13 protein-coding genes are annotated in these 12,411 nt (G+C 72.0%); 4 read left to right on the top strand and 9 right to left on the bottom strand.

The annotated features are described in order from the left end of the window. The first annotated feature begins 448 nt into the window (after nucleotides 1-448). Nucleotides 449-1,441 (top strand): LuxR C-terminal-related transcriptional regulator, encoded by a 993-nt coding sequence (locus tag AB0B72_RS10705; protein WP_367738367.1) that lies wholly within the window; start codon nucleotides 449-451, stop codon nucleotides 1,439-1,441. A 232-nt stretch (nucleotides 1,442-1,673) separates the two neighbouring features. Further along, nucleotides 1,674-2,051 (top strand): DUF5319 domain-containing protein, encoded by a 378-nt coding sequence (locus AB0B72_RS10700; RefSeq protein WP_367738366.1) that lies wholly within the window; start codon nucleotides 1,674-1,676, stop codon nucleotides 2,049-2,051. Here AB0B72_RS10700 and AB0B72_RS10695 read toward each other — a convergent pair. The 5 genes from AB0B72_RS10695 to AB0B72_RS10675 form a co-directional block, all read right to left on the bottom strand. Continuing rightward, nucleotides 2,012-2,227 carry a hypothetical protein gene (locus AB0B72_RS10695; protein ID WP_367738365.1) on the bottom strand — a complete coding sequence of 72 codons (216 nt, stop codon included), beginning with the start codon at nucleotides 2,225-2,227 and terminating at the stop codon, nucleotides 2,012-2,014. The two genes, AB0B72_RS10700 and AB0B72_RS10695, sit on opposite strands and share 40 nt — an antisense overlap. Then, nucleotides 2,224-2,850 (bottom strand): sigma-70 family RNA polymerase sigma factor, encoded by a 627-nt coding sequence (locus AB0B72_RS10690; RefSeq protein ID WP_367738364.1) that lies wholly within the window; start codon nucleotides 2,848-2,850, stop codon nucleotides 2,224-2,226. The genes AB0B72_RS10695 and AB0B72_RS10690 overlap by 4 nt, the downstream gene beginning before the upstream one ends. Before the next feature lie 414 nt (nucleotides 2,851-3,264). Next, entirely contained in the window at nucleotides 3,265-4,887 is a 1,623-nt protein-coding gene (gene groL, locus AB0B72_RS10685; RefSeq protein ID WP_367738363.1) for a chaperonin GroEL, read from the bottom strand. 70 nt (nucleotides 4,888-4,957) lie between these two features. After that, nucleotides 4,958-5,272, bottom strand: coding sequence for a co-chaperone GroES (groES, locus tag AB0B72_RS10680; protein ID WP_111699864.1), 315 nt, complete (start codon nucleotides 5,270-5,272; stop codon nucleotides 4,958-4,960). A 167-nt stretch (nucleotides 5,273-5,439) separates the two neighbouring features. Then, nucleotides 5,440-7,020 carry a glycoside hydrolase family 13 protein gene (locus AB0B72_RS10675; protein WP_367738362.1) on the bottom strand — a complete coding sequence of 527 codons (1,581 nt, stop codon included), beginning with the start codon at nucleotides 7,018-7,020 and terminating at the stop codon, nucleotides 5,440-5,442. A gap of 110 nt (nucleotides 7,021-7,130) precedes the next feature. On the opposite strand from AB0B72_RS10675, the gene AB0B72_RS10670 reads away from it, so the two are divergent. Then, a complete protein-coding gene (locus tag AB0B72_RS10670) occupies nucleotides 7,131-8,348 on the top strand; it encodes a methyltransferase domain-containing protein (RefSeq protein ID WP_367738361.1) in 1,218 nt (405 codons plus the stop codon). Nucleotides 8,349-8,504: 156 nt separating this feature from the next. After that, nucleotides 8,505-9,428, top strand: coding sequence for a hypothetical protein (locus AB0B72_RS10665; RefSeq protein WP_367738360.1), 924 nt, complete (start codon nucleotides 8,505-8,507; stop codon nucleotides 9,426-9,428). Between the two features lie 51 nt (nucleotides 9,429-9,479). Here the strand turns inward: AB0B72_RS10665 and tsaD are convergent, their stop codons facing one another. The 4 genes from tsaD to AB0B72_RS10645 form a co-directional block, all read right to left on the bottom strand. Further along, complete coding sequence (gene tsaD / locus AB0B72_RS10660) at nucleotides 9,480-10,517, bottom strand: tRNA (adenosine(37)-N6)-threonylcarbamoyltransferase complex transferase subunit TsaD (protein WP_367738359.1); 1,038 nt, start codon at nucleotides 10,515-10,517, stop codon at nucleotides 9,480-9,482. Continuing rightward, nucleotides 10,504-10,989, bottom strand: coding sequence for a ribosomal protein S18-alanine N-acetyltransferase (gene rimI, locus AB0B72_RS10655; RefSeq protein ID WP_367738358.1), 486 nt, complete (start codon nucleotides 10,987-10,989; stop codon nucleotides 10,504-10,506). Before rimI ends, tsaD begins: the two co-directional genes overlap by 14 nt. A gap of 60 nt (nucleotides 10,990-11,049) precedes the next feature. After that, entirely contained in the window at nucleotides 11,050-11,796 is a 747-nt protein-coding gene (tsaB, locus tag AB0B72_RS10650) for a tRNA (adenosine(37)-N6)-threonylcarbamoyltransferase complex dimerization subunit type 1 TsaB (RefSeq protein WP_367738357.1), read from the bottom strand. Between the two features lie 63 nt (nucleotides 11,797-11,859). Continuing rightward, nucleotides 11,860-12,411, bottom strand: a complete 552-nt coding sequence (locus AB0B72_RS10645) for a class F sortase (RefSeq protein WP_367738356.1) — start codon at nucleotides 12,409-12,411, stop codon at nucleotides 11,860-11,862.

The raw sequence follows: 12,411 nt of genomic DNA, 5'->3' as shown, positions 1-12,411 counted from the left end.
CCTTTCTGTGCCACCCAAAAACCGGGTTTGGGTACCCCTCTCTGGGGGTGCACGCGTCACGGTGGGGGCCCCCGTGCGCGCCCCCCCCACTGTGGCGCGTAACGCCGGCGTACGCCGTCGAGCCCCCCTCCGCGCCCGAGTGACGCCGCGCCGGTGTTAACGCTGGGTCAAGGATGCGTCACCGAGCGTCCTTGCGCAATGCCTGAACATGCAAGTGCAGAAAGTTGCATTTTTTGCCCGTTCGAAACTAAGCGCGAAACAAATGCCAATAGGATGCATCCACACAAAAAGCGGCATGTCTGGCTAACCAATGTGCGAACGCGCCGGACATCCGCGAAAAGCCGAGCTATTCTCGCGAAGCCGACGGCGAGGGATCGAGCTCCGGGAGTTCCGCGCGCGGAGCCCGCGGAGCGTTTTCGCATCAGGGGAACCACCAACGGAGCAAGCCATGAGTACGACGCGGAACGCCGCCCCTCTGGAAACCCTCGGGCTGACCCCGGACCAGGCGGCCCTTTACACCACCGTGCTGAGACTTCACCGGGCCACGCCGGCCGACATCGCCGAGGCGATGGACCTGCCCGCCGACGACGTGCTGGAGCCGCTGGCACGGCTCGTGCTGCTCGGCGCGGTCGACGAGCAGCACGGGGAGTATCTCGCCCGGCATCCGGCGGCGGCCATCGGGCGGCTGGTCGCCGAGCGGCTGGACCGGATCGCCCGCGAGAGCCGCCAGATCGACGAGGTCATCGCCTCGGTCGGCCGGCTCACCCACCACTACGACGCCGGTCGCGACTGCCTGAGCGGGCAGTTCTCCGTGGAGGTGGTCAGCGGCGCGGACGAGCTCTACGAGAGCGTCGTGGGCCTCGCCCTGCAGGCCCCGCCCGCCGACCTCGTCTCGGCCATCCCCGACCGGCGCACGATGAGCCACTTCGCGGAGAAGTACACGGGGCCGTGGGCCCAGGCAATGGAGGACGGGATCCTGCGGTCGCGGACGGTCGTCCCGATCTCTGTGCTGGCCGCGCCCGGCGCCCGCGAGACCTGCGACCGGCTGAGCGAGGCCGGCGCCCGGATCCGCACGCTCGAACACGTGCCGAGCTGGTTCTTCGCGCTCGGTCACGACACGGCCGCGCTGCCCGCCGAGTGGGGCGCCTCCCCGCCGGAGCACGCCTACCACTGCTACCTGGTCCGGGCGCCCGTCGTGGTGGCGGCCCTGCGCACCCTGTTCGAGGAGCTGTGGGCGCGGGCCACGCCGCTGCATCCCCCGGCCGGAGCACAGCAGGTGCTGAGGCTGGCCGCGCGGGGGCTGTCCGACGAGGGCATCGCCCGGCACCTCGGCCTGTCCGTCCGCACGGTGCGTGCCCGCTTCGCCGGCGCCATGGCGGAGCTCGGCGCCCAGTCCCGCTTCCACGCAGGGGTCGAGGCGACCCGCCGAGGCTGGCTGTGACGGCGGCACGCGAGGGGACCGGATGAGACTTTCAGCCGCGGCCGCCGTCCGGCGGCCCGGCCGGACAACGGGACGGGCGGCGGGACGAAGGGCAGAACGCCATGTGACGACGGTGTGACAGGGATGGGACAGGCGCCCCTCCGGGGCTTCCCAGCGCGCGGCGGCGACCCTCAATGAGCAGATGAGGCCCACTTTCGCTCATGACAGGGGCCGTGGTCATAAGGTGGAATGCGTGCTGGAAGACGTCCCCCGCGACCCGTTCGCGGACGACCCCAACGATCCCGCCTCCGAGCTCACGTCGGCCGACGACACGGAGCCGCTCACGCTCGCGGAGCGCGACGAGGCGCTCACCGACCTCGCGGACGTGGAGGTCTTCCGCTCCCTGCTCGAACCCCAGGGCGTGCTCGGGCTGGTCCTCGACTGCCCGGAGTGCGGCGACCAGCACTTCTTCGATTGGGACCTGCTGCGCGGCAACCTTCGCCAGATGATCGACAACGGCCGGCCACAGGTGCACGAGCCGGCGTTCCAGCCCGACCCCGCCGACTACGTGAGCTGGGAGTACGCCCGGGGCTACGTGGACGGGGTGATCGACACGGAGGAGAGCCGCTGACCGTCGACGTCCGCGGCCAGCGCTTCGAGCAGCCGTACGACGTCGTCCGCCCCCCGCACCGGCTCCCGCCGGGCGAGCGCGTCAAGGACGGCGTCGGTGCGGCGTACGTCGCCCTCCACGTCGGCATCGCCGTACGACCCGAGGAGGCGTGCCGTACGACGACGTTTCGTGGTCACGCAATCGACTCCAACTCCGCCAGCTGCCGGAGCCTGGCCAGAGCGCGATGCTGGGCGACTCGGACAGCGCCTGGTGACATGCCGAGTACATTACCGGTCTCCTCGGCCGACAGGCCCGAGACCACCCGCAGGATGATGAGGTCGCGCTGGGTGTCCGGAAGCCGCGACAGCAGGTCGCGGGCGTGCTGCGCCTCGATGTAGCGCACCACGGTCTCCTCCGGGCCCGGGCCCTCGTCGGGGCCGTCGGGCAGGTCCTGGGTCGGCACGGCGCAGCGTACCGAGCTGCGCAGGGCGTCCGCCACCTTGTGGGACGCGATCCCGAAGACGAACGACGCGAACGGGCGGCCCATGTCGCGGTAACGCGGCAGCGCCGACAGCACCGCGATGCACACCTCTTGGGCCACGTCGTCGGCGATGTGGTAGTGACCAGAGACCCGGCCGAGCCTGGCCCGGCAGTAACGCACCACCATCGGGCGCAGATGTCCAAGCAGCGATTCGATCGCGCTGCGATCCCCCTGTACGGCAAGGCTGGTCAGTTCCCTGAGGTCGGACTCATCCGATCTCGTCGCAAGCCTTACCCCAGTTGTGGCGTCGGCGACGCATCCCTCGGTCACGTTAGGCATGATGCCCGCCACGATCGTTCATGTCGTCATGGTTAACGGCTACGGATTGGTCACATTGATGACGTGATAACAGTCTGTAATCAACCGAGCACAGCCTCGTTGGAACATTCCAACAAAATGGACAAATCGCTGATATTTGTCAGGGGATCTGACAGCTAAAAAGGCAGGGCCCCGCGAGGTTTGGCATTGTCACACATGGGGGAAGCGTCGGCAGTGCCGATCGGCCCCGCGCGCGAACGGCCCGGTTATGGCCGCCGACGAAGGCGGAAATAGGGGGAACGAGGGCGGCACGGGGGAACACGGGGGAACACGGGGGAACACGGCAGCGCGCCCCGTGCGGTCGCCGGGGGCGACGGGCACGGAGCGCGCTGTGGTGCGGAGAACCGCGGAGATTCTCGGTGAGACCGGTGGACCTCAGTGGCCGTGGCCGTGACCGTGACCGTGACCACCGGCGGCCTCGGCCTCCTCCTCGGGCTTGTCGACCACGAGGACCTCGGTCGTGAGCAGCATGCCGGCGATCGACGCGGCGTTCTGCACGGCCGAGCGGGTGACCTTGACCGGGTCGATGACGCCCTGGGCCACCAGGTCGCCGTACTCACCGGTGGCGGCGTTGAGACCGCTGCCCGGGTTCAGGTCCGCGATCTTCGCGGTGACGACGTACCCCTCGAGGCCGGCGTTCTCGGCGATCCAGCGGGCGGGCTCGACCAGCGCCTTGCGCACGATCGAGACACCGGTCGCCTCGTCGCCGGTCAGGCCCAGGTTGTCCAGCTCCTTGGACACGTGCACGAGCGCGGAGCCGCCGCCGGAGACGATGCCCTCCTCGATCGCGGCGCGCGTCGCGGAGATCGCGTCCTCCAGGCGGTGCTTCTTCTCCTTGAGCTCCACCTCGGTGGCCGCGCCGACCCGCAGCACGCAGACGCCGCCGGACAGCTTCGCCAGGCGCTCCTGCAGCTTCTCGCGGTCCCAGTCGGAGTCCGACTGCTCGATCGCGATCTTGATCTCGTTGACACGGTCCTGGATCGACTGGGCGTCGCCGGCGCCGTCGACGATCGTCGTGGTGTCCTTGTTGACCACGACGCGGCGCGCGGTGCCGAGCACGTCGAGGCCGACGTGCTCCAGCTTCAGGCCGACCTCCTCGCTGACGACCTCGCCGCCGGTGAGGACCGCGATGTCCTGCAGCATGGCCTTGCGACGGTCGCCGAACCCGGGGGCCTTGACGGCGACCGAGGTGAAGGTGCCACGGATCTTGTTGGTCACCAGGACGGCCAGGGCCTCGCCCTCGACGTCCTCGGCGATGACCAGGAGCTGACGCTTGGTCTGGGCGACCTTCTCCAGCAGGGGCAGGAAGTCGGCGATCGAGGAGATCTTGCCCTGGTGGATCAGGACGTAGGGCTCCTCGAGGACCGACTCCATGCGCTCGGAGTCGGTGACCATGTAGTGCGACAGGTAGCCCTTGTCGAACTGCAGGCCCTCGGTGAACTCCAGCTCCAGGCCCATGGCGTTGGACTCTTCGACGGTGATGACACCGTCCTTGCCCACCTTGTCGAACGCCTCGGCGATCAGGCCGCCGATCTTGGCGTCCTGCGCGGAGATCGTCGCGACGTGGGCGATCTCCTTCTTGTCCTCGACCTGGCGGGCGGTCTCCAGCAGCCGGTCGCTCACGGCCTTGGCGGCGCGGTCGATGCCGCGCTTGAGCGCCAGCGGCTGCGCGCCGGCGGCGACGTTGCGCAGGCCCTCGCGGACCATCGCCTGGGCCAGGACGGTCGCGGTGGTGGTGCCGTCGCCCGCGATGTCGTTGGTCTTGGTGGCGACTTCCTTGGCGAGCTGGGCGCCGAGGTTCTCGTACGGCTTGTCCAGCTCGACCTCACGCGCGATGGTGACACCGTCGTTCGTGATGGTCGGAGCGCCGAACTTCTTGTCGATGACGACGTTGCGGCCACGCGGGCCGAGGGTCACCTTGACGACGTCGGCGAGAGCGTTGACACCACGCTCGAGAGCGCGCCGCGCGTCCTCTTCGAACTGCAGGATCTTCGGCATTCACATCTCCTTATGGGAGCATCGGAGCCCCGGGCGCATGTGTCCCGGGGCTCCTCATGCTGTGCGCGGCTTACTTCTCGATGATGGCGAGCACGTCGCGCGCCGAGAGCACCAGGTACTCCTCGCCGCCGTACTTGACCTCGGTGCCGCCATACTTGCTGTAGAGGACGACGTCGCCCTCCTTGACGTCGAGCGGGATGCGCTTCTCGCCGTCCTCGTCCCAGTTGCCAGGACCCACGGCGAGCACACGGCCCTCCTGCGGCTTCTCCTTGGCGGTGTCCGGGATGACCAGACCGGAAGCGGTGGTCTGCTCGGCCTCAAGCGGCTGGACCACAATGCGGTCGCCGAGCGGCTTAACGGGAACCTTGGTGGCGGTCGTCACGATCGGACCTCCCCTTCAGATTGCGATGAATGAGCTGAAGAGGCGACCAGCGGCCTGCCGTCGCGGGTGTCAGACCTGTCTCGTCGCTGTTGGCACTCTCATGGCGAGAGTGCCAACACGAAACAGTATGCAAGGTCTGCGCGACAGTCAACACGAACCGGTGCCGCAGGTCAGCCCCGGCCCCCCAGTCTGAGCCAGGCGGCGGTGTCAGGCGGCAGCAACCCGCCGTCGAGGGGGCCGCTCGCCAGCAGGACGCCGTCGTACGGAGGCGGGGACACCGGCTCCCGCGACAGGTTGACGACGCACGCGAACCGATCGCCGCGGGCGAACGCGAGCACGCCGCGGGGGGCGGGCAGCCACGTCAGGCCGCCGGTCAGCCCGCGGCGCAGCCGGAGAGCGGCGCGGTAGAGCGCCAGCGTGGAGGACGGGTCCCGGCTCTGCGCCTCGGCGGTAAGGGACGCCCAGCCGGGCGGCTGCGGTAGCCAGGGCCTGCCCACGCCGAACCCGAAGGGCGGCCGGGTCCCCGACCAGGGCAGCGGCACGCGGCAGCCGTCACGGCCCTTGACCGTGCCGCCGGAGCGGGCCCACATCGGGTCGCGCAGCGCGTCGGCCGGCAGGTCCTCGACCTCCGGCAGGCCGAGCTCCTCACCCTGGTAGACGTACACGCTGCCGGGCAGCGCGGCGACGAGGAGCGCGGCGGCCCTGGCCCGGCGCAGCCCCAGGCCCTCGTCGTACGGCGTGCCGTGCGAGCGGGCGAAGTAGTCGGCGGAGTCGAACGCGGCGCCGTCCCGCCCGTATCGGGTGACCGGCCGGGGCACGTCGTGGTTGGACAGCACCCAGGTGGGCGGGGCCCCCACCGGCTCGTGGGTGGCGAGCGTCGTGTCGATCACCGCGCGCAGCGCGTCCGCCTCCCACGGGCAGGTCAGCATGGCGAAGTTGAAGGCGGTGTGCAGCTCGCCGGGGCGCAGATAGCGGGCCAGCCGGGCGGGGTCGGGCAGCCAGATCTCCCCGGCGAAGACCCGGTCGCCGGGGTAGGAGTCGGCGATCGCCCGCCAGGAGCGGTAGAGATCGTGCACACCCTCCTGGTCCTTCCACGGCAGGTAGCCGGGGTAGCCCGCGAGATCGGGCAGCCCTTCTGCCTTGACGAGGGCGGGTGCGACGTCGATCCGGAACCCGTCCGCTCCCCGGTCGAACCAGAAGCGGAGGGTCCGCTCGAAGTCGTCCCGCACGTCGGGATGGTTCCAGTTCAGGTCCGGCTGCTCCGGCGCGTAAAGGTGCAGGTACCACTCGCCGTCGCCGGTGGGGGACCAGGCCGGGCCGCCGAAGTTGCTGGGCCAGTCGTTGGGCGGCCGATCGCCGCCGCGGAACCAGAACCGCTCGCGGGCGGGTGACCCCGGGCCGGCCGCCAGGGCCTCCTGGAACCACGGATGCCGGTCGGAGCAGTGGTTGGGCACGATGTCGAGGAGAACGCGCATGCCGAGCGCGTGGGCCTCGCCGATCAGCTCCTCCGCCTCTCCGAGGGTGCCGAAGAGGGGGTCGACGTCGCGGTGGTCGGCCACGTCGTAACCGCCGTCGACCATGGGAGAGCGATACCACGGAGTGATCCACAACGCGTCGACGCCCAGCCGGGCGAGATAGGGCAGGCGTCCGCGCAGGCCCAGGAGATCCCCGACGCCGTCACCGTTCCCGTCGGCGAAACTGCGCGGGTAGACCTGGTAGATCGCGGCGGTCCTCCACCACTCGCCCCGCATCGTCGCCTCCTGGAGTTCGTCCGGTGAGGTCCGGCACGCCACGAATGCCCGGGCCCGGCGGGAGTATGCCCGGCCCGCGGAGGGCGGCCGAGGCGATAGCGTCAGGAAGCGTGGACGTGGAGGCGTTTCGCGCGTTGCTGGAGCCGGCCGGGCACAGGGCCCTGGCCGAGGCGGTGGAGGTCCTGGAGTCGGGCGCCGACCTCGTCGCGGCGGCGTCCGCACTCCGCCGCAGGCACCCGGCGGGCCTGGCGTCCGCCGCGCTCACCCAGGCCTCGCTGCGGCGGCGTGCCGAGGTGAAGTTCGGCGCCGACGCGGCGGTGATGTACTTCACCCCCCACGGCCTGGAACAGGCCACACGGGCGCCCGTCGCGGCCCACCGCGCCAAGCGTGCCCACCGGGTCTTCGCCGGCGCCGGAGCCGCCCCCGGAGCCGGTCCCGGTGCCGGGAAGGTGCTCGACGTCTGCTGCGGGATCGGCGGCGACCTCCTCGCGCTCGCCCGCGCCGGCTGCGCCGTCGACGCGGTCGACCTCGACCCGCTCACCGCCGAGATCGCCCGGGCCAACGCGGCGGCCCTCGGGCTTTCCGCCCGGGTCCTGGTCCGTACGGCGGACGCCGCGTCGGCCGACCCCTCGGCGTACGACCTGATGTTCGCCGACCCGGCGAGGCGCGGCGCGAGGGGGCGCACCTTCGATCCGATGGCCTACTCCCCCACCTGGCCGGCCGTGCTGGAGATGGCCTCCCGGGCGGCGGCCGCCTGCCTGAAGGTGGCTCCGGGCATCCCGTACGAGCTCCTCCCCGAAGGCGCGCAGGCCGAGTGGGTGTCGTACAAGGGGGAGGTCAAGGAGGCGGCGATCTGGCTCGGCACGGGGGAGACGGAGCGGCGGGCCACTCTGCTGCCCTCCGGCGCGACGCTGACGTCACGGGGGGCTGAGGCCGAGCCGGGGCCGGTGGGCCGCTACCTCTACGAGCCCGACGGGGCGGCCGTCCGGGCGCATCTCGTGGCGGAGATCGCGGAGATGGTCGGCGGCCGTTTGATCGACCCGCGGATCGCGTACATCACCGGAGACCGGCCGGTCGCCACCGAGTGGGCCGCCTGCTACGAGGTGACCGACGTCCTGCCCTTCTCGCTCAAGCGGCTGCGCGCCGCCTTGAGGGAGCGGGGGACGGGGTCGGTCACCATCAAGAAGCGAGGCTCCGCCGTGGACGTCGAGCGGCTGCGCAGGGACCTGCGGCTGTCGGGCTCCGGCTCGGCGGTGGTCGTGCTGACCCGGATCGGCGACCGGCCGTTCGCCCTGCTTTGCAGGCCTGTGACCAGCACTGATTCCTGAACTCGGGCGATACACCGGCAATCGCGACCTTTGGCGGTCCGCCCGTGGACGGCGGCGATGAGGGCCTAAAGTGAGCGCGCGGCGGCATGCCCGTCTGCGCGTTCATGCCCGCGAGACCGGGCCAACCGATCGTGTCGGCGTATGAAGGAGCATTCGGTGGAGCATTCGAGCCACAACCTCCTCCAGGCGGGCAGCCAGACCGCCATCTCCGACCGGATGCGCGAGCTGCTCGCCCGTGCCGCGCAGGACCACGTGTACGAGCAGCGCACGCAGGGCGCGGTGCTCGACGAGATCCGGCAGCGCCTGGAGGGCATGGAGTGGCTGCTGCGTGAGGTCCGCGAGCGCGAGCTCGGCGGCCTGGGCGGCGCCCTGGAGACGATCAGCGGGCGGCTCGACGAGATGGCCTCCCGGCCGCCCGAGTGGGCGGAGGGGCTGGCGCGGGAGGTCGAGCTGCTGCGTGACCGCGTGGAGGCGGCCGGCGGGCAGACGCAGGGCCTGACCGACCGGATGACGGAGTTCGCCAGGCGGCTCGCCCAGTTCCAGACGAGCATGGAGGCGGCCGCCGGGCGCTTCACCCGGCTCGACAAGGCCCTCGCCCAGGTGGCGGAGCGCGCCGATCGGCTGGAGGCCGTGCTCCTCGACCGGCTGGACACGCTGGACGGCCGGGTCGACGCGGTGAGCGAGCGGGTCGGCAGGCTGCCCACCGAGCTGGAGATCGGCGAGCTGCGGACCGCCGTGGCCGACCTCGGCTCCGCGGTGGAGGGCATGGGCGCGACCGTGGCCGCCGGCGTGGCGGGGCTCAGCACCGGTGTGAGCGACGTGACCGCCGGCGTCGACGAGATGAGCACGACCGTGGCGGGAATGCACGTGGACCTGTCGGCCGCCACCGGCTCTCTCGCCCCGCTCGTCGAGGCCGTACGGAGCAGGCCCGACCGCGAGCAGCTCACCGAGGCCGTGTCCGGCGCGGTCGCCCGGATCGTGGAGCCGGCCCACGGGGACGTCGCCCGGCGCCTGGCGGCGCTGGAGGAGACCATGCTCGCCCTCGCCGAGGCCCTGCTCCGCCCCACTCGCGGCGACTGAGACCCCGGCCCGGCGCCGCCTGTCCCGGGCCGCGGACCGGCCCGGGAGCCGTCAGACGTTGATCGTGGTGATCGGGAGGGACGAGTCGGCCGGGATCTCCAGGCCGGACGGCCGCACGCCCGCCGCCACCAGGTCGGATCCGAGCGCCGCGACCATCGCGCCGTTGTCCGTGCACAGGCCGGGCCTCGGCACCCGCAGGCGCACTCCGGCCGCGTCGCACCGCTCCTGGGCCAGGGCGCGCAGCCGGGAGTTGGCCGCCACGCCGCCACCGATCAGCAGGTCCTTCACGTCGTAACGCGCGCACGCCTGGAGGGCCTTGCGGGTGAGCACGTCCACGACCGCCTCCTGGAACGACGCGGCCACGTCGGCGACCGGCACAGGCTCGCCCGCCGCCTCCTTGGCCTCGACCCATCGGGCCACGGCCGTCTTCAGCCCCGAGAACGAGAAGTCCAGCGTGCCGTCGTCGTACTTGCCGCGCGGGAACGCCACGGCCGTGCCCGACCCCTCCCGGGCGGCCCGGTCGATGTACGGCCCGCCGGGGAACGGCAGGCCGAGCACCCGGGCCACCTTGTCGAACGCCTCACCCGCCGCGTCGTCCACGGTCGAGCCCAGCGACACGACCTCCTGGGCGACGTCGGGCACCAGCAGCAGCGAGGAGTGGCCTCCGGAGACCAGCAGCGCGATCGCGGGCTTGGGCAGCGGGCCGTGTTCGAGCTGGTCGACCGCCACATGGGCCGAAAGGTGGTTGACCCCGTAGAGCGGGACGCCGAGGCCGAGCGCGTACGCCTTGGCGGCGGCGACCCCGACCAGCAGGGCGCCCGCGAGGCCGGGCCCGGCCGTGACGGCGATCGCGTCGACGTCGGAGAACTTCAGGCCCGCCGCGGCGAGCGCGCCCTCCACGGTCGGCGTCATGGCCTCGAGATGGGCCCGCGAGGCCACCTCGGGCACCACGCCGCCGAACCGGGCGTGCTCCTCCATGCTGGAGGCGATCGTGTTGGCCAGCAGCGTGTGACCGCGGACGATGCCGACGCCGGTCTCGTCGCAGGACGTCTCGATTCCCAGGACGACCGGCTCGTCAGGCCTGCTCATGACCGCTCCCTCGCTCGGTGAGGCTCTTGACCATGGTGATGGCGTCCGTCCCGTCCTCGTAGTAGCGGCGCCGGACGCCGAGCGCGGCGAATCCGAACCTCTCGTACATCGCCTGCGCGGGCGGGTTGTCGGCCCGCACCTCCAGGAAGACCGCGTCCGCGCCCCGACGCGCGGCCTCGGCGAGCAGCGCGTCCATCAGCGCGGTGCCGATGCCGGAACGGCGGTGCTCGGCCAGCACCGCGATCGTCTGGACGTCGGCCTGGTCGGCGGCGACGGCCAGCCCGGCGTAGCCGATGATCCGGCCGTCCACCTCGGCGACCACGTAGTGGCGGGTGCGCGGCTGGTCGCGCAGCTCGCCGCGCATCATCGCCTCGCTCCACGCGTCGGCGGGGAAGGTGGCCCGCTCGACCTCCATCACCGAGGAAAGGTCGTCCGCGGTCATCCGGCGGAGCACGGCGGTGGCCCGCGTCATGGGACCGCCCTCATCGGAGGGCTCCGCCGTACCGGCCGCGGGGGGACCTTCCGGCGCGGGTCACGCCGTCACCCTCTTGGGCGCGCCGGGCACCTGCGCGTCGGGGCGGCGCAGGTAGATGGGCCGGGGCGGGCCGAGAACGCCCAGCTCACTCGCCTTGTCCACGGAGTCGACGCGGCCCTCCGGCATCCGGGCGAGCGCCGCCGCCTCGTCCGGCGTCAGATCGGCGAGCAGACCGGCCGCGAGAGCCGCCAGGGCCCCGGCGGAGGGATGCTCCGGCCCGGTGAGCCTGCCCGGCCCGATGATCTCCGCGTACATCCGGCCGCCCGCCCCGACGACGGGCAGCTCGCCCGGCAGGTCCTGCGGCCGGTCCACGCGCGGGCCGTCGAGCCGGGCGCCGCCGGCGTCGTACCGGGCCCAGAAGACCTCCTTGCGGCGCGCGTCGGTGGCGACGAGGAACGGCCCGGTCACATTCCCCGCGTCCTCGACGTCATCCGCGTGGGCATACGCGAGCGCGTCGAGCGTGCACACGCCGAACGCCGGCGCGCCCGTCGTCGTCGCGAGCGCGGTCGCGGTCATCAGCCCGACGCGCAGCCCGGTGTACGGCCCGGGGCCGGTTCCCGCCACGATGGCGGTGACGTCGCGGAGCGTGGCTCCGGCGGAGCGCAGGACCCGCTCGACGGCGGGCGCGAGGAGCTCCCCGTGCCGGCGGGCGTCGATCGTCGTCGACTCGGCCAGCACGTGGCCGCCGTCGTGCAACGCTGCCGTGACGGCGGGAGTGGCGGTGTCGAAGGCCAAGACAAGCACGGAGGTCAAGCGTAGTCGCTGCGCGAAGGTGCCGGTCCGCCCCACGCGGTCGCGAAGGCGCGGTCAGGTGTCCCGGACGAAGGAGGCGTAGACGATGATGTTGTCGCGGTACTCGTGCCGGGACCAGTCGAAGTCGCCGCCGCAGGTGATCAGCCGCAGGCCGTCCTCGGCGTAGACGCGCTCGGCCGGGAAGCTGTCCTTGGACACGCGCTCGACGGAGTCCACGCGGTATTCGGCGGTCTCGCCGTCGCTGCGCGCCACCTTCACCAGGGCGCCCTTGCGCAGGTCGCGCAGCCGGTAGAACACGGCGGGGGCGGTCTTGGTGTCGACGTGCCCGATGATGACGGAGGCCCCCGGCTCACCGGGCACGGCGCTGCCGGTGTACCACCCGGCGGTGGACGGCCGGTCGAACGGCGGCAGCTCGACGTCGCCCTCGTCGGACAGCCCCAGCTTCATCAGGGGGGCCTTGAGACTCAGCGCGGGGATGTCGATCCGCTTCGGCACCACCGCGGGCCGCTCCTCCTGCGGGTGGTCGCCCCTGTCGCCGTTCGCCATGAACAGCGCCACCCCCGTGACGATCCCGGCGACGACCACCCACCGGGTGGATACCGCCAA

This window comes from Microbispora sp. NPDC049125 (assembly GCF_040802045.1).
In the GTDB taxonomy this organism is placed as follows: Bacteria; Actinomycetota; Actinomycetes; order Streptosporangiales; family Streptosporangiaceae; genus Microbispora.
The sequence above is the reverse complement of the archived record's forward strand: the minus strand, read 5'-3'. Positions and strand labels throughout refer to the sequence as shown.